Genomic DNA, 17,410 nt, shown 5'->3' with positions numbered 1-17,410 from the left:
ATCCGCTGCACGGGCCCACGCCCGGAAAGGACGTTCCGCAATGACCACCAGTCCCCACACTGGCAACCCCCACCCCCACCCGCGCCGACGCCGCCCCATGGCGTCGCTCGCCGCCGGGACCCTCGGCGTCGCGCTGAGCGTTGCCGGGGCGAGCATGACGCTCGCTCCCACGGCATCGGCCGCAAACGTTACCGGCCAGATCACCGGCTATCAGGGCCTGTGCCTGGACGACCGCTCGGCCTCGACCGCCAACCTCAATCCGGTCCAGGTCTACACATGCAATGGCACCAGCGCGCAGAGCTGGACCGTGGACAGCGCCGGTAACACGCTGCAGGTGCTCGGCAAGTGCCTCGACGTGCACTCCGCCGGTACCGCCAACGGCACGAAGGTCGACCTCTACGACTGCAACGGCACCGGCGCCCAGACGTGGGTCCCGCAGTCCAACGGCGAGCTCCTGAACCCGAACTCCGGCAAGTGCCTGGACGACACCGGCTCCGGTGGCTCGGGCACCCAGGCGCAGATCTGGAGCTGCGCCGACACCGCCAACCAGAAGTGGTCGCTGCCCAGCGGCAGCGGCCCCGGCGGAGGCGGCGGCCTGAACACCTCGGTCGCCCCCGGCGGCAACTTCGACCTCTCGGTGTGGGAGCTCCAGGAGCCGACCGGCTCGCCGGGCTCGCCGACCACGATCGTGCCGTCGCAGCTGGAGGGCGCGAACGGCTATCAGGACTCGTACTTCTACACCGACCCGAACGACGGCGCGATGACGTTCTGGGACCCCGAGAACGGCGTCACCACCCCGAACTCGAACTACTCGCGCTCGGAACTGCGGGAGATGAACTCCGACGGCTCGGCGGCGAACTGGTTCGCGGCCGGCACCACCAACACCCTCAGTGCCACGCTGAAGGTCACGCAGGTGCCCAACCACGTGTGCGTCGGCCAGATCCACCTCGGTTCCGGCGGTTCGACCAAGCCGCTGCTGGAGCTGTTCTACTACGCCAACGGCGACATCAAGATGGCCATCGAGCAGACGCCGGCCGGCGGCAACGAAGTGCTCACGGACGTCGGCAACGTCCCGGTCGGCACGCAGTGGAGCTACGTGATCGGGCTGAGCGGCAGCACGATCAGCCTGTCGCTCAACGGCGGCGCCGCGCAGACGTGGACGGCCTCGTCGACGTTCGACGGCTACGGCATGTACTTCAAGGCCGGCGACTACGATCAGACCTCCGGCAGCGACTCCAGCGTCGGCGCCAAGGTCGGGTTCTACGCGCTGTCGATCTCGCACAGCTGAGCTCGCACGGGCTGAGCTCGCACAGCTGAGCTGGTTCTGGAGCACAACGGCGTCCGGTGTGTGAGGGCTCTGCTTCACGCCCTCGCACACCGGCGACGAGAAGGGACACGGGGTGGACACGTTTCGCAACGCGGGCGTCGAGGACGCCGAAGCCGTGGCCGGGCTGCACGCCGACAGCTGGCGCCGTCACTACCGGGGCGCCTACTCCGACGCCTACCTGGACGGCGACATCCTGAGCGACCGCGTGCGGGTGTGGTCGTCACGGCTGGCGACGCCGACCGGCACCGTGACCGTCCTCGCCGAGGACGACGCCGGGCTGGCGGGGTTCATGCACCTGGCGCTGCACGACGACGACCGGTGGGGAAGCTTGGTCGACAACCTGCACGTCCGGCTTGACCGCCAACGCACGGGTGTCGGAGCGGCACTGCTGCGCCGCGCCGCGACCGCGGTCGTCGAGCTCGCGCAGACCTCGGCGATGTACCTGTGGGTGCAGGAGCAGAACCGGAACGCGCAGCGGTTCTACGCCGCGATGGGCGGGACGTGCGTGGAGAAGTCGCCGATCGCGGCGCCGGGCGGGGTTCCGGGTCGGCTGGTCGGTGCTCCGGTCAAGCTGCGCATCGCCTGGCCGGACGTCGCGGACTCGGGGTTCTCAGGGTTCTGAGGCGCGCAGCCATCAAGCGATCCCCTGCTTCAACCCCGCCAACAGAGCCGCAGCGTTCTCAGTCTGCTGATAAAGCACCCGATACCCGTTCCGCGCCCGAGCCACCAGCCCCGCGCGGTGCAGGATCTTCAAATGGTAGGAAACCGTCCCGGCCGTCAGATAGTGCCGCTCACTCAACTCCGTCGTCGTCCGCGGCGTCTGCAGGTCCGCCAGGATCCGCGCCCGCGTGGCGCCCAGCAGCTCCGGCGTCGCCGGGATCAGCGGATCCGTGGTGCCGTCGGCCTGCGCGGGGTAGCCGATCATCGGCAGGCGCCGCTCCGGCGCCGGGGACAGGTCGGCGACCAGCAGCGGTCGGGAGCGCGTGAACACCATCGGGACCAGGTGCAGGCCGCCGCTCGCCGAGACGTTGCCCGACAGTCGGCTGAACAGCCGCAGCTGGTTCTCGCGCCACGGATGCATGCTCGGGTGCAGCGTCCCCAGCATCGCGCCGAAGCCGCCCTCGACGATGTGCTTCCCGCGCGCCTCGATGTCGTACAGCATCCGCGTGCGCAGCGAGCTCCACATCGGGGCGCCCAGCGTGTGCCAGTACTGCTCGATCTCCGCCGCCAGGCGCTCGGCGAGGCGCTGTTCGCCCTGCTCGATGGCGTTGCGCAGGACCGCGGGGGTCGGGTGCGCGCGCAGGTTGCCGGTGGTGCCCTTGAGCAGGAGCCTGATTTCCCAGCGCAGGCGCTGCGGCGAGGTCGTGGCGATCGCGTGGAGCTCGTCGGCGAGGTCCGTCTCGGGCCGCCTCGGCTGCGGCGTGAGGGCGTCGGGGACGTAGTCCCACTCGCCGCTGAACAGCGCCTCGAGCAGCACCAGCCTCCGCTCCTGCACCACCTGGCGGATCAGGTCCGGCATCCGCCCCTTCGACGCCCCGTCCCGACGCAGGAGGCTCAGGCTCTCGACCGCGGTGAAGGCGGGGGAGATCCCGAACCTCGTGCGGGCCAAGGTCGTGCTGTCCAGGCCCAGCTGCAGCATGTTGCTCCCAACGCCCCTGATGTGCTCACTCGAACCGATGGACTGCGCTGCGGCGCGCCCTCACCTGTGGCCGGCGGAGGTGTGTCGTACCGCGTCTGTGGTGGCGGTGGCCGCGATGGCCTGCCGTGTGTATAGACGTGCGGGCGATGCATTTGTTGGCGCTCGCCACGGGCGAATTCCGCACGCGCGGCGTCGGTGGCGGGCAGCGCGGAACCCGATCGATCGCCGCCGGTGCCGGCTGTCAGGAGTGAGAGGATCGCGACCACGATGGTCGCGGGTCTGCTTCGATGGTGTCACCGGAGTCCTTCTGGATGAGCCGGAACGGATGCTGGCGCTGTCGACGCACCGATCTTCGAGGGCGGTGGGCAAGAGAGGACGAAGTCACCCCTATTAAATAAGCAAGTTGAAGGTAATATCCTGCGAACAGACGTGTCAAGGTTCCGACCTGTCGGCACTCTTCTGCCTTGGTCAGCCGAACGTCGCGTTGAGGGAGACAAGCGTGACCACACGCAGCGGTGATCGATCACTGCTCCGGCGCATGAACCTGCTGGCGACCCTGCGCTGCGCGGGTGAGGTGCCGAAGACCATCGCCGCCTTCGCGGCGGCGACCGGCCTGTCCCGCACGGCCGCCGAGGCCGTGGTCCTGGACCTGGTCGAGCGGGGCTGGCTCCTGGAGGACGGCCAGGAAGGGCACCCCGGCGCCGGGCGCCCGGCGCGGCACTACCGGGTCCACGCCGAGTGCGGCCTGCTGCTCGGCCTGGACATCGGGCCGCACAACATCGTCGTGACCGTCACGGACCTGCTCGGCCAGCCCCTGGCGTCCGTGCACCGCACCGTGGAGCCGGGCGCTCCCGCCCCGGAGCGGCTCGACGTGGTCATCGGCGTCGCCGAGCAGGCGCTCGCCGCGGCCGGGAAGCAGTCGGCCGATGTGTGGATCGCCGGCGTCGGCACCCCCGGCATCGTGCACCGGGGCCGCGTCGAGCAGGTCATGACCGGCGCCGACTTCCCCGACCCGGATCTGGCCGCCCAGCTCAGATCCCGGCTCGGCTGCCCGGTGCTGCTGGAGAACGACTGCAACCTGGCCGCCGTCGCCGAACGCTGGCGGGGCGTCGCGCGGGACGTGGACAACATGGTGTTCGTGCTGTCCGGCAACCGCACCAGCGCCGGACTCCTGCTCGACGGCAAGCTCTACCGGGGCCACTCCGGGGGCGCCGGCGAGATCGGAGCGCTGTCCCGGCTCGGCTGGGACGAGGCCCCGGGCCACTTGGCAGCGTTGCGGGTCGACGGCAAGACGCCGCGCCGCGAGGAGGTCTTCGCCCTTGCCGCGCAAGGCGATCCGAAGGCGGTCGCCGCCGTGGACGCCTTCAGCCAGGGGCTCGCCTTCGGGATCGCGGCGCTGGCCCTGGCGCTGGATCCGGAGGTGGTCGTGATCGGCGGCGGCATCGTGCGCGCCGGCGAGACGCTGCTGACCCCGCTGCGCCGCTATGTCAATGACTATACATACACGCGGATATCGACGATCCACGTGTCGTCGTTGGGCAACCAGTCGGTGAGCCTGGGGGCCGTGCGCTACGCGCTTGACGCCATCGACGCGTTCCTGGAGCGGACGGTGGAGGTCTCCGCGTCCTTCCCGGCGCCGGAGGCCGCGACCTTCTCGGACATCGACGCACCGGTCCTGCGCAGGGGGTAGACGTGCGCCGCGGCTACCGGGTGAGCGGGGTCATCCGGTGACCAGCGCGGCCCGGGTGAGGGTGGTCGCCGTCCGGACGATGCCGGCGACGGCCTCCTCGGGCGTCAGGCCGTTGAGATCCATCAGCGAGAACAACGCCTCGGCGCCCATCACGACCGACAGGTCCCGCTTGAGCTGAGTCAGCGTCTCCTTCACCTTCACGTTCCTGCCGCCGCCCGCCGACTCCGCGTACGGCCGCAACGCCTCGTCGATGAGGCCGATCCGCAGTCCGGGCCGGGTCGACGCGCTGCCCGGGCGCACGATCGTGGCGGCGATCATCGCGCGGACCGCGCCCTGCCGCCTCAGGACCAGCCGGGCCAGGTGCTCGGCCACCGCCGCCACACGCACGACCGGATCGGCGGAGTCCGCGACGGCGGCCAGCGCCTCCCCCGGGGCGGGCAGCGTATCCGCCATCGCCTCGGACAACAGGCTGGCCAGGTCCGGGAAGTAGCGGTAGGCGGTGGCCTCGGCGACCAGCGCCGCCCTGGCGACTTTCGGCATCGTCACTTCCCCGCCGGTGAGCATCAGCTCGGCGGCCGCGGCGACGATGGCCGCGTGCGTGCGCCGCTTCTGGTTGACGCGGCCGGTGGTCTGCGGTGGTCGCGTGGTCTGCGGGGTGGTCATGGGGGGGCCTTCCGAGTCGGGAGCGGCGGGTCGTTCTTTGAGCACTCTCTTATTATAAGAGTTCACTTGCACGAAGCCTATGGACGGTCGTACTCTCTTCCCGAGAGGAAACTCTCACGAAGGGAGAGAGCCACCATGACTGCCGTGTCCGTCGTCGCCCCCGGCGACCGCGAACCCATCGACCTGGGCCCGGCCCGCATCACGATCCTCGAGGACGGGTCCACGACCGGCCACCGCCTCGGCATCGCCGAGATCCGGCTGGCCCCGCACAGCGCCGGCCCGCCGCAACACCGGCACGCCGAGCACGACGAAGGGTTCTACGTCGTCTCCGGCACGGCGGTCTTCACCGTCGGCGCCACCGACCACGAGGCGCCGCCCGGGACGCTGGTGATGGTGCCGCCGGGCGCCCCGCACACCTTCGCCAACCCCGGCGACGAGCCCCTGGTCATGATCAACACCTTCACGCCGGACCTGTACGTGCACTACTTCGGCGACGTGCGCGACGCGATGGCGCTCGGCGCCTCGATGCAGCAGGCCGCGGCCGAGGTGATGCCGCGTTATGCGACGACACCGACGGACGAATACGCCGACGCGGGAACTCGCACCAGCACCAGCACCAGCACCGACAACAGCACAGCTACCGACGACACCGAGATATCTCGGACACCCCTGACCCAAGGAGCACCCACCATGACCGCCCCGACTTCCACCGGCCCCGCCTCCCGCACCGTCACCATCGCGACCGGCATGGGCCTCACGATCAGCGAGTTCGGCACCAACACCGAGGGCAGCGCGGTGCTGTACCTGCACGGCGGCGCCGGCCCGCGCACCATGCTGGGCCTGGCCGGCGCGCTGGCCGAGCACGTCTACGGCATCGTGCCGACCCACCCCGGCTTCGACGGCACGCCGCGCCCGGACCGCTTCGACACCATCGCCGACCTCGCCGACGCCTACCTGGACCTGCTCGACGAGCTCGACCTGAACGGCGTCATGGTCATCGGCTCCTCCATCGGCGGCTGGATCGCCTCGGAGATGGCGCTGCGCGACAACCACCACCGCATAGGCGCGCTGGTGCTGCTCAACGCCGTCGGTATCAAGGCATTCGGCGACGAGCAGGTCACCGACGTCCGTACCCTCGCCCCGCCGCAGATCAGTGAGCTGTCGTTCGTCAACCCGGCCCTGCGCCCCGACTTCGCCTCGTTCACCGAGGAGCAGAAGGCCGTCGGCGCCGCGAACCAGAAGGCCCTCGCCCTCTACGGCGGCGAAGGCTTCACCCACGACCCCAAGCTGCGCCGCCGCCTGCACCGCATCACCATCCCGGCGCTGGTCGTCTGGGGCGAGAAGGACGGCATCGCGCCGCTGGGCTACGGCCGCGACTTCGCCACCGCCCTGGGCAACGGCCACTTCGCACCGATCGCCGAGGCCGGACACTTCCCGCAGATCGAGCAGATCGGCGCGACGCTCGGCGCCATCGGGGACTTCGTCGACACGGTGGTCAAGCCCGACGAGGCGTAGCTCAGCAGGGGTATCGGGAATGAAGTGGCGGTCACAGCATGTTGACCGCCACTGATTCGATCTTCCGGGTCGATCGCTCTGATCCGGTCGTCCTACCCTGGGAGCAGGCAGGCTCATGACATCCACGCCGACCACCATGCGCGCTGTCCGGCTCTCCGGCCCCGGGCCGGTGGAGAACCTGGAGCTGACCACCCTCCCGCTGCCGCCGGAGAAGGACGGCTGGGTGCGGATCCGCGTCGAGGCGTTCGGGCTCAACCGCTCGGAGTTGAAGCTGCGGCTGGGGGTGAGCGTCGGGGTCAGCTTTCCCCGGGTTCCGGGCATCGAGGCCGTCGGTACCGTCGACGCGGCGCCCGCCGGCAGCGGGCTGGTCCCGGGCCAGAAGGTCGTCGCGATGATGGGGGACATGGGTCGTACCTACGACGGCGGATACGCCGAGTACACCTCGGTCCCGCTGTCCCAGGTGATCCCGGTCGACACCGACCTGCCGTGGGAGGTGTTGGGTGCGCTGCCGGAGATGGTGCAGACCGCTTACGGGTCGTTGACCGTCGGCCTGGACATCAAGGCCGGTCAGACCGTGCTGATCCGTGGCGGAACGTCTTCGGTCGGCCTGGCCGCCGCGGCGTTGGCCGGCTGGCGTGGCTGCACGGTGCTGGCCACGACCCGGCGGGCCGACCGGCTGGCGTTCCTGAAGGAGCGCGGCGTCGACCATCCGCTGCTCGACGACGGCGAGGTCGCCGCGGCCGTGCGCGAGCTGTATCCCGACGGCGTCGACGGCGCGCTGGACCTGGTCGGCACGCCGACGCTGCCGGACACGCTGCGCGCGGTGCGGGTGCACGGTACGGCGTGCTTCAGCGGCAGCCTGTCGAATCAGTACACGGTGCGGGACTTCTCCCCGAACGAGTACCTGCCGAGGGGCGTGCGGCTCGCGGGGTACTTCGGCGATGCGGCGGATCTGCCTCAGGACGTGTTCCAGGAGATCCTTGACGCGGTTTCGGCCGGGACGCTGGCGTTTCCGGTGGATCGGGTCTACGAGGGGCTGGAGCAGGTGCGGCAGGCGCATGACGACATGGAGCACGATCGGGCCACCGGCAAGCTGGTCGTGCGCGTTCGGCACTCCACAGACTGACATCATGCTGGCGGTCAAACACAGGTAGGTTCGCGGATACGCGTTCAGTAGCCGTTCCCTAGGTTCGATGTAGTCCGTGATCGCGGGCTGCATCGAAGGGGGAGAGATGACTACTGCGACTGTTCGCCACAGGATCGTGCTGGCCGCTGTGGCGGCCGCCGTGCCGCTCACGATGACGGGCTGCTCGTCGTCGGCCACCGGGGCTTTGGGCGCATCGGGCCAGAGCGCGACCTCGACGGCGGTCGGTACGCCGACCTCCGGCACTGCCGGCGTCGGGGCCACCACCTCGGCCGCTGCGGGGGACGGATCCAGCAGTTCGACGGACGCGGGCGACGACGCCAGCGCCTCGGTGCCCGCCGGTGATGGCACCAGCAGCTCCGCGCCCGCCGGCGACGACGCCAGCACCTCCGCGGCCGGCGACGGCGCGTCCACCTCCGCTCCCGCTCCTGACGGCGGCGCCGGCGACGGCAAGTTCCCGAACGCCTGCTCCCTGATCACCCAGGACCAGGCCACGGCGGCCCTCGGCGAGCCGGTCAAGCCCGGCGGCCTGGTGCCGCTGCAGGGCGGGGGTGGCACGTGCAGCTACGGCGCGACCGACAACAGCCCGCACGACGTCGTCGTCCAGATCGCGGGCTCGGACATCATGAAGCAGGTCCTGAACGGCCAGAAGACCGAGCCCGTCTCAGGCCTCGGTGACGAGGCGTACCTGTACGGGATCGGCAGCGACATCTACAACATCTACGTGCGCAAGGGAACGACCACGATCGACATCAACATCGCCATCAAGGACGGCCACTTCGGCGCCGAGCCCGCCATGCCGTCGCAGCCGGTCGCCGATGCGCTGACCACGCTGGCGAAGACGGTGCTGGGCAAGATCTAGGCAGGAACTAAGTACGGGGACGCCCGAGGCGAACTGTTGGCGGCGGCGCTCATCGGCGCCACCGCCGCGGCCGCGCTACACCCCTGCGACCTGCGTCGGCGCGTGCTCGTCAAGGTGCCCGCTTTGCACGTGACCGCCATGTGCGCCGTGCACGCCGTGCGCAGCATGAGCGCCCCCGGCCTTCTTCCCGGTCCGCAGCTGGGCCCGAAGCCCTGCAGCCGTCAGCATCAGTGCCGCGGCTGAGGCCCACACCCCCAGAACCACCTCGGCGTGCGTCCCGCCGTGCCCCTGGAAGAAGGCCACCGAGCGGATCAGCGTGGCGGCGGCCCCGGCCGGCAGGTCCTGCCCGATCCGTCCCCACGGCGTCGGCAGCAGCTCCGGTGCGCTCGACGCCGCCGACAGCGGGTTGGACAGCAGCATCATGATCGTCCCCGCGACGGCGAATCCGTAGCGGCCGATCAGCGACGCCGTCGCCGTGCCGAACGCGCTGATCGTCAGGATCGGCGCCGCGATCGCAGCCGCCAGCGCGAGGTACGAGCCGGGCAGGAACGCCAGCGCGTGGCCCGCGATCAGGGCCACGGACGCCCCGCCGCCGAGCGCGAACAGCAGCACTCCCAGCGCGCGCTCGCGCAGATGCGGCAGTTTGATCGTCAGCAGCACTCCGCCGATCAGCGAGGACATCACCATCGGCAGCACCATCGAGGTGAACGCCGCGCCGTGCGGGTCCGCCGCCGAGGCCGGGACCACGTCGGTCACTGAGGCCGCGGGGGCGGCGGTGCCGGCGGGGGCTGCGGCGTCGGCCGGTGCCAAATGCGAGCCGACCTCGGTGAGCAGCGTCGCGACCGTGGGGCTGGCCGCCGACGCGATCAGCATGTGCGGGCCCTGATCCGTCACCACCACCGCCCCGTACGCCTCCCGGTCGGTCAGGGCGGCGCGCGCCGCGCTCTCGTCCGCCACCTCGCGCACCGCGAAGGCCCCCGGCGCTGCCGTCGCCAGGCGCTGCTCGATCGCCGCGCGTGCCGGGGCGGGGGCGCTCACCGCCAGCGGCACCTTGTGCGGCGCGCTGTGGACGGTCGGCGCGGTGAACGCGAACACCATCAGCGCCTGGATGCCGATCGCCGCCAGGGCGACCCCGGTGGGACGGGTGAGGTGCCTCATCGGCCGGCCTCCTAAAAAGAACGCTCGTTTTGTTTTAGCGACGGCTCCCATGGTGGTCCGCGCGGCTCCGCGTTGTCAAGAACGAGCGTTCGTTTTAGGTTGTCGGTGTGCCCAAGGTCTCCGAAGAACACGCCGCCGCCCGCCGCGAGCAGATCCTGTCCGCCGCGCAGCGCTGCTTCGCGCGCAAGGGCTTCCACGCCACGTCGATGAACGACGTCTTCGCCGAGGCCGGCCTGTCCGCCGGGGCCGTGTACAGCTACTTCCGGAGCAAGGACGAGATCATCGTCGCGATGTCCGAGCGCGCGGTCCGGATGATCGTCCCCTTCTTCGACGCGGTCCTGGTGGAGGAGCCGACCCCGACCCTGGAGGACGTGACGCGCCGCTTCGTGGTCGAGATCCAGGAACTGGCCGCCGGCCCCGGCTCGGTGGCCCCGCAGGTCTGGGCCGAGGCGACCCACAACCCGGCGCTGGTCCCCGTCGTCACCGCCAACCTGCGGCGCATGCGCGACTTCTGGACCGAGATCGCGCGCCGCGAACACGCCGCCGGGCGCCTCGCGGCGGATGCCGACGTCGAGGCGGTCGGCGTGGTGCTGTTCGCGCTGACGCCGGGGTTCATCTTCGGGCACCTGCTGCTCGGCGACATCAGCCCCGAGACCGTGGAGCGCGGGCTGCGGGACCTGCGCCGGACGTAGACCGGCGCGGTGAACGCCGAGCTTAGGTGGCGGGCCCGGCCAGGCGCGTTGAAGTACGTTTCGATAGCCGCATCTGCGCCGACTGCCGGGCCTTGCTCGACGTTCACGCCGGTGCTGTTGCCGCTGCCAGTAGCGTCGCCGCGGCGGCTCGGGCGTCGGCGCCGGCGTCGGTGTTTCCCTCGATCGTGACCACGACGCTCGCGCCCTCGATCAGCAGGAGGAGGCGCCGGGCCAGCGATGCGGGGTCCTCGACGTTCAGGCTCGAAAGGCGGTCTTCGAGCAGGCCTCGATACCGGTGGAGGTGCGTGCGCGCTATCGCCGCCACTTCGGGGTCGGCGCGGGTGTCGGTGACGCCGTTGACGATCGCGCATCCGTGGTAGCCGGGCTGCGCGAACCACTCGGTGAGGACGTCGAACACGGCCAGGACGCGCTCGGGCCCGGGCGTCGTCGCCGTCGCGGTCGCCGTCTTGCGGTCGAGCCAGGCGTGGATGCGGTCGCTGTGCTCGCTGAGCATCGCCCGGACCAGCTCTGCCTTCGAGGGGAAGTAGCGGTACAGGCTCAGCTTCGAGGCGCCCGCGGCGGCCGCGATCTCGTTGACGCCGACCGCGTGCACGCCGCGTTCGTAGAACAGGGACGTCGCAGTCTCCAGAATCCGTGCGCGGGTCGCGGACGGGTTCGGCAGCACCCCTTTGGCCATCGATCGCACCTCCTCGCCCTCAGGATACAGACTTGTACTGTCGCGATACCGATCGGTACTGTCGACACGTGGCTCCGACCCGACGACTCTGGCTGGCGGTCCTGTGCGGCTACCTCGCACTCGGCGCGACCCTACAAGAGCTGCCCCCCTTCCTCGCCTCGAAGTTCCACGTCGGCCCCGCCGCGACCGGCCTGGTCGTCGGCGCCGCCTTCGCCGCCACCGCCGCCGGCCGCCCCTTCGCCGGCCGCTGGGGCGACGCCGGCCACTCGCGCGCGGTGGTCGTCGCCGGCGGCCTGCTGGCGGCATCCGCGGGCGCGGGCACAGTCTTCGCCCCGAACATCGCAGCACTCTTACTCTGCCGCCTGGTGATGGGCGCAGGCGAGGCGGCCCTGTTCTCCGGCGCGCTGCCCTGGGTACTCGCCGACGCGCCGCCCGACCAGCGCGGCCGGGTCGCCGGGTGGTTCGGCCTGTCGATGTGGGGCGGCCTGACGCTCGGCCCGGTGCTGGCGGCGGGCATCGGGGAGGTCGCGGACGCCGATGCGGTGTGGTGGACGGTCGCCGTGCTGCCGCTGGTGTCGGTGGCGCTGGCGGCTACAGCGAGAGCAACACCAGCAGCAGTACCAGCTGCGGTGACTGAGCCAGCTAAAGCGACCGCGTCGACCGGGTTGGCGATAGCATCAGCGACTGCCGTGCCAGTGCCTGCTCCGGCAATCGCGCCAGTGACAGCCATCGTGTCGATAGTGCCGACGCAAGCAACCAGGCGGCCGACCGCGCCAGCGGCAGCCCCAAAACCACCGTCCCGCCTCATCCCCTCCGGCGTAGCCCTCCCCGGCGCGATCATCGGCCTGGCCGCCTACGGCTACGGCACGCTCGCGGCCCTCCTCGTCCTCTCGCTCGGCCACTCCGCCGGCCGGGTCGTGGCGCTGCCGGTCTTCGCGTGTGCGTTCCTCGTGGTGCGCGGGTTCGGGAGTCCGCTGGTTGACCGGCACGGGGGTGCGGTTGTCGCGCGGGTCACGTTGGGGGTGCAGGCTGGGGGGCTGATGCTGTTGGCAGCGGCGCCGGGGTTGGGTGTGACGTTGGCCGGTGCCGCGGTTACCGGCGCCGGCCTCGGCCTCATCTATCCTGCGACCGCTGCGATGACGCTTCAGCGGGCGCGGTCGGGGTCGGCGGGGGCGGCGGTGGGGGCCATGACCTCGTTCTGGGATCTCGGGATCCTGGTCGCGGGGCCGCTCGGCGGGTCGGTTGCGGCGGCGGCCGGGTACCACGCCGCGTTCGGCGCGGCCGTGGTGGCGACGGTGATCGCGCTGGTCCTGGCCGTGCGTGCGAGTCTTCAGCCCAGGATGTTGACGGTCAGGGAGTAGTTCTCGGTCCTGCGGGCCTGGCCGAGCAGCAGCAGGCCCAAGCCCTCCAGCCAGCGCGCCATCTTCAGCTCCCCGGTGTCCAGGGGGCGCAGGCCGAGGCTTTCGACGAACTCTGACACCGCCTTCCTGGCGTCGGCGTCGTCGCCGGCGATGAACACGTCGACGGGACGGCCGTGGGCCTCGCCGGCGTCGATCGAGGAGGCGAACAGGGTGTTGAACGCCTTCACGACATGGGCTCCGCCGGGCGCGGCCTCGGCGATCTGCTGCGCCGCCGAGCTGCCGTCCGGCGTCACGAGGTCGGTGAGCGTGGTCCGGTTGAAGGGATTGCAGATGTCGACGAGGACCTTGCCGCGCAACGAATCCCCGTACTCGCCGACGACCTTCAGGGAGCTGTCGTACGGCAGCGCGAGGATCACGATGTCGCCGAGCGGGGGCTGGCCCAGAGTTCCGGTAGTGACGTCGCCGCCAAGACTGGCGGCCAGCGCAGCGGCCTTGGCCGGGTCGCGCCCGATCAGCTCGACGGTGTTCCCGGCGGCGAGGGCGCGGGTGGCGATGCTGCGGGCCATGGTGCCCAGCCCGATCACGCTGACAGTACCCATGATGCGCTTCCCTTCGCGTGCATTGGTTGACTACTCAACCATAGGCAGGCCTTGGTTGAGTAGTCAACCTTTCGCTAGGATGGCCGCGTGACGGCAGAACCGAAGTGGCTCGACACCCGCGAGGAGCACGCCTGGCGGACCTTCCTCCACACGCACCACGAGCTGATGCTCCGTCTCCAGCGGCACATGCTGGCCGACTCCGGCCTGATCCCGGCCGAGTACGAGGTCCTCGTCGTGCTGTCGCAGCACCCTGACGGCGTCATGTCGGCGCAGGAACTCGGCAGCCAGCTGCGGTGGGAGAAGAGCCGGCTGTCGCACCAGGTCCGCCGCATGCAGGACCAGGGGCTGGTCGCCCGCGACCCGAACCCGGCCGACGCGCGCAGCTGCCTGGTGCGCCTGGAACCCAAAGGGCGCCGCACCATCGAGGAGGCGGCGCCCTGGCACGTCCAGCATGTCCGGCAGGACTTCATCGACCTGATCACGCCCGAAGAGCTGGAGACGCTGATCGCGGTCAACGAGCGGGTCCTCGGCCATCTGGCCGGCCGGGCCGGATCCGAGGATCCGTTTCAGGGCAACGGGAAGCAGGCCACCGGGAAGTAGGTTCCCCTCACACCAAAGCCGGGTGGTTCGCCCACCCGACCTTGTAAGGATGCCGAGCCTGCCAGTGCCCGATGACCTCCTCGATCCCCGGCGCGGCGAACGCCTTCGCCAGCGCGTCGGCGTCGGCGACGGCGATCTGCACGACCGCGGTCGCGATCAGCGCCGGGATCTCCTCCTCGCCGGGCACCGGGATGTGGCGCGCGGCGGCGAAGGACTGGACGACACCGGTCTCGCGCAGCACGCGTTCGATGTCCGCGAGGTATCGATCGAGTTCGGTGTCGGGTAGCGGGTCGGTGAACGAGACAATCATCGTGTGGTAGATCATGCACCGATTCTCGGCAGCGCGGGGCGCCGGTGTCCAAGACCCGTTCGATCTTCAGCGATAACCTGGAGGCATGAGTGATCTGGAGACCCGCGAGCTGGAGTACTTCCTGGCGGTCGCCGACGAGCTGCACTTCGGGCGGGCCGCCGTCCGGCTCTCGATCGCGCAGCCCGCGCTGTCGAAGGCCATCCGCCGGATCGAGCACCGGCTCGGCGTGCCGTTGTTCGTCCGCTCCAGCCGCCACGTCGAGCTGACGCCGGCCGGCAAGGCGTTGCAGGAGCACGGCCGGCACGCGCTCAACGCGGTCAGCGCCGCGGTCCGCCACGCGCAGAGCGCCGGCGGCGTGCAGACGCACCTGCGGCTCGTCCTCAAGCCCGGCGGCGACGGCGGCCTGCTCTCCGACATTCTCGCCGCCTACGCCGAGCAGCCCGACGCCCGGCACGTGGACATCCTGTTCAGCGGCCCCGCCGATCGCGCCGACTTCCTCCTCGACGGCCGCGCCGACGTCGGCCTGCTCTACGCGCCCTTCGACCCGCTGAACGGCCTGGCCCACGAGCGGCTGTACACCGAGGACCGCGTCGTCATCATCCCGGCCGGGCATCGGCTGGCGAAGCGCGAGTCGGTGCGGATGGCCGACCTCGAAGGCGAGAAACGGCCGCTGTGGAAAGGCGTTCCGCAGGACGGGAGCACCGGGATCATCCTGGGCACCGGCACGACCAGCGCGACCGGTGGCACCCGAGACAGCGGGGGCAGCAGGAGCAGCGCCAGCGCCGGAAGCGCCGGAAGCGAAGTCATCGACGTCGTCCAGATGCTCCACATGATCGCCGCGGCCGGCGTCATCGAAGTCCTCCCGCGCTCGCTCGTCTCATCCCTGCCGCCCGGCGTGGTCTGCGTCCCGGTTCTCGACGCGCCGCCGAGCCACATCGTGCTGGCGTGGAACGACCACGACCGGCGGCCCTCGGTCGCCGCGTTCGTGACCGCCGCGCTCAAAGCGGCGCGGTGAAGGCCGCCGCGAGCTGATCGAGCAGAAGCACGGCGGACGGATGCGGGTCCCGCCGCGGCGTCAGCGCGTAGATCCCGCGCGTCGGAGGATCGGCGAGAGCCAGCACCCTGACATCCGGCCGCAGGGCGCTCACCAGCACGCCGGGTATCAGCGCGATCGCGTGCCCGGTCGCGACGAGGGCGGTCTTCCCCAGCAAACTGGCCGCGTTCAGGTCGATCCGGGCACTGACGCCGGCGCGCGCGGCGTGCCGCCGCAGCAGCTCGGCCGAGCCGTCGTTGTCCTCGGCCCACGTCTGGTCGGCCAACTCCCGGATGTCCACGCGGTCGCGCGCGGCCAGCCGATGGCCCGGCGGGACCAGGACGACCATCTCGTCGATCCCGAGCAGCCGTCGGTCCAGGCGCGCGTCGTCCGGAAGCCCGGGCGGTGCGTCGGTGACGACACCGACGTCGAGCTCGCCGGCGATCACGCGCTCGTGCAGCTTCGGGGTCAGCGCGGGCAGCAGGCTCCAGGTCAGCGGCCCGGCGCTGTCCAGCAGGCGGCGGATCGCGGCCGGAACGATCCCCGCAGCAAGCGACGGCGTAGCACCGACCCGCAGCGGCCGCCCCGGCGCACCGTCGCCGGCCTCGCGCGCGGCCCGGATGGCGCGATCGGCCTCGTTCAGCACCGCCTGGGCGTGGTGGCGGAACACCTCGCCGGCCGGCGACGGCCGGACGCCGCGCGCGTGCCGCTCGACCAACGCCACGCCGACCTCGTGCTCCAGCGCGGCGATCTGCCGGGACACGCCCGACTGCGTGTAGCCGAGCTCGGCCGCCGCCGCCGAGAGCGAGCCGAGTCGGCAGACTGTCAGGAACGTCCGCCACGGAGTCAGCGCCATCTCTCCAGCATGCCGCACGATATGCGGATCACGCATAGCCAGTCTGCGAAACCTGCGCTTGTCGCAGATCTGGCGATGCAGCACGCTCGGCATATGAAGACACCGCACACCACCGCCGTCCTCGGACTGGGCCACCTGGGCTCCGCGATCGCGACCCGACTCACCGGCCAGGACCAGCACGTGATCGGCTGGACGCGCTCCGGACGTCCGGTAGCGGGCCTGGAGACCACCGCCGACCTGAAGGAGGCGGTAGAGAAGGCCGACGTCGTCCTGTTGTGCCTGTTCGACGGACCGGCCTGTCGGCAAGTACTCGACCAGATCGGCGGATCGTTGCGGACAGCCGCCGTGGTGCTCAACACCAGCACCATCGCTCCCGGGGAGGCGGCCGAGTTCGCGCGGCGGTTCGGCCCGGACTACGTCCACGCGCCGGTGCTGGGGTCGGTGGGGGCCGTGGCGGCCGGGGCCGTGAAGATCCTGGCCGCCGGCGATGCGGGGGCCTTCGACAAGGTCCAGCCGGTCCTGGAAGCGCTCGGCGACGTGGTGCGCGTCGACGACGCGGCCACCTCGGCGGCGCTGAAGCTGATCGCCAACGCCAGCCTCGCCGGTGCGGTTCTCACCCTCCGCGACGCGCTCCAACAGGCCGAGGCGCTGGGCCTGTCGCGGGAGCAGGCTTTGGACGTGCTCGAACTCGGCCAGCTCGGCGGGCTCGTCGCGCGCAAGCGGAGCTTTCTGACCGAGCCGCCCACGACGTCGCCGACGGCCGGTGCGGAGTTCACGATCGGCGCGCTGGCCAAGGACATGGCAGTGCTGGCCGCCGCATCGGGTACGCCGCTGCTGACGGCCGCCGAGCTTGCCGATGCCGCCGCAGCTTCCGAGGCCGACATCATCGTCGCCGCGACAGCTCCCGCTGTAGACGAGGCGGTTCTCGAACCACTCCACGCCTACATCAGCGGCCACGCGACCGGCAACCCGGCGTACTTCCGCAAGGCGTTCCTCCCCAGCGCGCACGTGGAGGGAATCCGAGGCGGGGCCTTCGTTTCCTGGCCGCTGGAGAAGTACTGCTCTCTGTTCACCGGTGAGCCGGCCGAGGACGAGGCGACGCGGACGCGTCGTATCGACAGCGTCCGCGTCCACGGGACTGTGGCCTCGGCGAGTATGACGCTGCACCACGGCGCCGACACCTTCACGGACATCTTTCTGCTGGTGCGGGCCGATGACGGATGGCGGATCGCCAACAAGGCCTACCACCGGCACAGTTAGAGAC

Annotated in this window: 18 protein-coding genes and 1 pseudogene; 12 read left to right on the top strand and 7 right to left on the bottom strand. The window is 70.9% G+C overall.

Going from position 1 to position 17,410, the window contains the following annotated elements; all coding sequences use genetic code 11:
* Positions 1 to 40 precede the first annotated feature (40 nt).
* Both ABH920_RS30010 and ABH920_RS30005 read left to right on the top strand, forming a co-directional pair.
* Positions 41 to 1,288, top strand: coding sequence for a polysaccharide lyase family 7 protein (locus ABH920_RS30010; protein WP_370352540.1), 1,248 nt, complete (start codon positions 41 to 43; stop codon positions 1,286 to 1,288).
* A 112-nt stretch (positions 1,289 to 1,400) separates the two neighbouring features.
* A complete protein-coding gene (locus ABH920_RS30005; RefSeq protein WP_370352539.1) occupies positions 1,401 to 1,949 on the top strand; it encodes an N-acetyltransferase family protein in 549 nt (182 codons plus the stop codon).
* A gap of 12 nt (positions 1,950 to 1,961) precedes the next feature.
* Here the strand turns inward: ABH920_RS30005 and ABH920_RS30000 are convergent, their stop codons facing one another.
* Positions 1,962 to 2,966: an ArsR/SmtB family transcription factor gene (locus ABH920_RS30000; RefSeq protein WP_370352538.1), complete on the bottom strand. Its 1,005-nt coding sequence runs from the start codon at positions 2,964 to 2,966 to the stop codon at positions 1,962 to 1,964.
* 499 nt (positions 2,967 to 3,465) lie between these two features.
* Between ABH920_RS30000 and ABH920_RS29995 the strand changes: the two genes are divergently transcribed.
* Entirely contained in the window at positions 3,466 to 4,656 is a 1,191-nt protein-coding gene (locus ABH920_RS29995) for an ROK family protein (protein ID WP_370352537.1), read from the top strand.
* A 30-nt stretch (positions 4,657 to 4,686) separates the two neighbouring features.
* On the opposite strand, the gene ABH920_RS29990 is transcribed toward ABH920_RS29995, so the two are convergent.
* Positions 4,687 to 5,319, bottom strand: a complete 633-nt coding sequence (locus ABH920_RS29990; protein WP_370352536.1) for a TetR/AcrR family transcriptional regulator — start codon at positions 5,317 to 5,319, stop codon at positions 4,687 to 4,689.
* A gap of 135 nt (positions 5,320 to 5,454) precedes the next feature.
* On the opposite strand from ABH920_RS29990, the pseudogene ABH920_RS29985 reads away from it, so the two are divergent.
* The 4 genes and pseudogenes from ABH920_RS29985 to ABH920_RS29970 form a co-directional block, all read left to right on the top strand.
* A pseudogene (locus ABH920_RS29985) lies at positions 5,455 to 5,907 on the top strand (cupin domain-containing protein); the annotation flags it as partial.
* A gap of 102 nt (positions 5,908 to 6,009) precedes the next feature.
* Positions 6,010 to 6,834, top strand: coding sequence for an alpha/beta fold hydrolase (locus ABH920_RS29980; protein ID WP_370352694.1), 825 nt, complete (start codon positions 6,010 to 6,012; stop codon positions 6,832 to 6,834).
* A 115-nt stretch (positions 6,835 to 6,949) separates the two neighbouring features.
* Positions 6,950 to 7,960 (top strand): zinc-binding dehydrogenase, encoded by a 1,011-nt coding sequence (locus tag ABH920_RS29975; RefSeq protein WP_370352535.1) that lies wholly within the window; start codon positions 6,950 to 6,952, stop codon positions 7,958 to 7,960.
* Positions 7,961 to 8,066: 106 nt separating this feature from the next.
* Positions 8,067 to 8,840 (top strand): hypothetical protein, encoded by a 774-nt coding sequence (locus ABH920_RS29970; protein WP_370352534.1) that lies wholly within the window; start codon positions 8,067 to 8,069, stop codon positions 8,838 to 8,840.
* Positions 8,841 to 8,915: 75 nt separating this feature from the next.
* On the opposite strand, the gene ABH920_RS29965 is transcribed toward ABH920_RS29970, so the two are convergent.
* Positions 8,916 to 9,998 (bottom strand): hypothetical protein, encoded by a 1,083-nt coding sequence (locus tag ABH920_RS29965; RefSeq protein ID WP_370352533.1) that lies wholly within the window; start codon positions 9,996 to 9,998, stop codon positions 8,916 to 8,918.
* Positions 9,999 to 10,105: 107 nt separating this feature from the next.
* Here ABH920_RS29965 and ABH920_RS29960 point away from each other — a divergent pair, with 107 nt between their 5' ends.
* The gene (locus tag ABH920_RS29960; protein ID WP_370352532.1) at positions 10,106 to 10,690 is read left to right on the top strand and encodes a TetR/AcrR family transcriptional regulator; all 585 of its coding nucleotides are present in this window, start codon (positions 10,106 to 10,108) and stop codon (positions 10,688 to 10,690) included.
* Between the two features lie 103 nt (positions 10,691 to 10,793).
* Here the strand turns inward: ABH920_RS29960 and ABH920_RS29955 are convergent, their stop codons facing one another.
* Entirely contained in the window at positions 10,794 to 11,387 is a 594-nt protein-coding gene (locus ABH920_RS29955) for a TetR/AcrR family transcriptional regulator (protein WP_370352531.1), read from the bottom strand.
* A gap of 68 nt (positions 11,388 to 11,455) precedes the next feature.
* On the opposite strand from ABH920_RS29955, the gene ABH920_RS29950 reads away from it, so the two are divergent.
* Positions 11,456 to 12,748: an MFS transporter gene (locus ABH920_RS29950; protein ID WP_370352530.1), complete on the top strand. Its 1,293-nt coding sequence runs from the start codon at positions 11,456 to 11,458 to the stop codon at positions 12,746 to 12,748.
* Here the strand turns inward: ABH920_RS29950 and ABH920_RS29945 are convergent.
* Positions 12,718 to 13,347 carry an NADPH-dependent F420 reductase gene (locus ABH920_RS29945; RefSeq protein ID WP_370352529.1) on the bottom strand — a complete coding sequence of 210 codons (630 nt, stop codon included), beginning with the start codon at positions 13,345 to 13,347 and terminating at the stop codon, positions 12,718 to 12,720. The genes ABH920_RS29950 and ABH920_RS29945 overlap by 31 nt on opposite strands.
* Positions 13,348 to 13,434: 87 nt before the next feature.
* Between ABH920_RS29945 and ABH920_RS29940 the strand changes: the two genes are divergently transcribed.
* Positions 13,435 to 13,947 (top strand): MarR family winged helix-turn-helix transcriptional regulator, encoded by a 513-nt coding sequence (locus ABH920_RS29940; protein WP_370352528.1) that lies wholly within the window; start codon positions 13,435 to 13,437, stop codon positions 13,945 to 13,947.
* A 7-nt stretch (positions 13,948 to 13,954) separates the two neighbouring features.
* Here ABH920_RS29940 and ABH920_RS29935 read toward each other — a convergent pair whose 3' ends face one another.
* Positions 13,955 to 14,272: a hypothetical protein gene (locus ABH920_RS29935; protein ID WP_370352527.1), complete on the bottom strand. Its 318-nt coding sequence runs from the start codon at positions 14,270 to 14,272 to the stop codon at positions 13,955 to 13,957.
* A 70-nt stretch (positions 14,273 to 14,342) separates the two neighbouring features.
* Between ABH920_RS29935 and ABH920_RS29930 the strand changes: the two genes are divergently transcribed.
* Complete coding sequence (locus ABH920_RS29930) at positions 14,343 to 15,272, top strand: LysR family transcriptional regulator (protein ID WP_370352526.1); 930 nt, start codon at positions 14,343 to 14,345, stop codon at positions 15,270 to 15,272.
* On the opposite strand, the gene ABH920_RS29925 is transcribed toward ABH920_RS29930, so the two are convergent.
* Positions 15,256 to 16,146 (bottom strand): LysR family transcriptional regulator, encoded by an 891-nt coding sequence (locus ABH920_RS29925; RefSeq protein WP_370352525.1) that lies wholly within the window; start codon positions 16,144 to 16,146, stop codon positions 15,256 to 15,258. The two genes, ABH920_RS29930 and ABH920_RS29925, sit on opposite strands and share 17 nt — an antisense overlap.
* A 93-nt stretch (positions 16,147 to 16,239) precedes the next feature.
* Here ABH920_RS29925 and ABH920_RS29920 point away from each other — a divergent pair, with 93 nt between their 5' ends.
* Positions 16,240 to 17,406: a nuclear transport factor 2 family protein gene (locus ABH920_RS29920; protein WP_370352524.1), complete on the top strand. Its 1,167-nt coding sequence runs from the start codon at positions 16,240 to 16,242 to the stop codon at positions 17,404 to 17,406.
* Positions 17,407 to 17,410: the final 4 nt, after the last annotated feature.

The sequence above is a fragment of the Catenulispora sp. EB89 genome (assembly GCF_041261445.1).
In the GTDB taxonomy this organism is placed as follows: domain Bacteria; phylum Actinomycetota; class Actinomycetes; order Streptomycetales; family Catenulisporaceae; genus Catenulispora.
Note: the sequence above shows the minus strand (reverse complement) of the source record. Positions and strands in the feature narration are given on the sequence as shown.

Coding starts and splice junctions, on each gene's coding strand:
- ABH920_RS30010 (WP_370352540.1), top strand. CDS start 41: ATGACCACCAGTCCCCACACTGGCAACCCCCACCCCCACCCGCGCCGA.
- ABH920_RS30000 (WP_370352538.1), bottom strand. CDS start 2,966: ATGCTGCAGCTGGGCCTGGACAGCACGACCTTGGCCCGCACGAGGTTC.
- ABH920_RS29990 (WP_370352536.1), bottom strand. CDS start 5,319: ATGACCACCCCGCAGACCACGCGACCACCGCAGACCACCGGCCGCGTC.
- ABH920_RS29980 (WP_370352694.1), top strand. CDS start 6,010: ATGACCGCCCCGACTTCCACCGGCCCCGCCTCCCGCACCGTCACCATC.
- ABH920_RS29975 (WP_370352535.1), top strand. CDS start 6,950: ATGACATCCACGCCGACCACCATGCGCGCTGTCCGGCTCTCCGGCCCC.
- ABH920_RS29970 (WP_370352534.1), top strand. CDS start 8,067: ATGACTACTGCGACTGTTCGCCACAGGATCGTGCTGGCCGCTGTGGCG.
- ABH920_RS29965 (WP_370352533.1), bottom strand. CDS start 9,998: ATGAGGCACCTCACCCGTCCCACCGGGGTCGCCCTGGCGGCGATCGGC.
- ABH920_RS29955 (WP_370352531.1), bottom strand. CDS start 11,387: ATGGCCAAAGGGGTGCTGCCGAACCCGTCCGCGACCCGCGCACGGATT.
- ABH920_RS29945 (WP_370352529.1), bottom strand. CDS start 13,347: ATGGGTACTGTCAGCGTGATCGGGCTGGGCACCATGGCCCGCAGCATC.
- ABH920_RS29935 (WP_370352527.1), bottom strand. CDS start 14,272: ATGATCTACCACACGATGATTGTCTCGTTCACCGACCCGCTACCCGAC.
- ABH920_RS29930 (WP_370352526.1), top strand. CDS start 14,343: ATGAGTGATCTGGAGACCCGCGAGCTGGAGTACTTCCTGGCGGTCGCC.
- ABH920_RS29925 (WP_370352525.1), bottom strand. CDS start 16,146: ATGGCGCTGACTCCGTGGCGGACGTTCCTGACAGTCTGCCGACTCGGC.
- ABH920_RS29920 (WP_370352524.1), top strand. CDS start 16,240: ATGAAGACACCGCACACCACCGCCGTCCTCGGACTGGGCCACCTGGGC.